The organism is Bradyrhizobium sp. sGM-13, from assembly GCF_018398875.1.
GTDB lineage: Bacteria > Pseudomonadota > Alphaproteobacteria > Rhizobiales > Xanthobacteraceae > Bradyrhizobium.
This window is the reverse complement of sequence record NZ_JAGWDK010000403.1, coordinates 1-245: the sequence shown is the minus strand read 5'-3', so window position 1 is coordinate 245 and position 245 is coordinate 1. Positions and strand designations below refer to the sequence as shown.

At 69.4% G+C, this 245-nt stretch carries 1 protein-coding gene; it reads right to left on the bottom strand.

Translation table 11 applies throughout. The annotated features are described in order from the left end of the window. Positions 1 to 245: hypothetical protein (locus tag KJQ96_RS39435; RefSeq protein WP_213291266.1), on the bottom strand; the 245-nt coding region annotated here is incomplete at both ends.

Genomic DNA, 245 nt, shown 5'->3' with positions numbered 1-245 from the left:
GCGTGCCCACGAGCAAGAACACCCACAGCGGATACTGATTCTGACGCGCCGCCGCTCGTTGCTCGCGATTGGTGATGGCGCTGATGCGCCGGTCGTCGATCGAGCGCAAGCCCAATCCTTCCGCCGCGATCTCGCCCGCCGCCAGCGTGATGGTCAGCAAAACAAGCACGCCCAGCACCGGCTTGAGGGCGCGGCCCCGTGGGGTCGGCGGCGCCTCGACGCGCGAGCCGGGGCGTGTGGGCAAA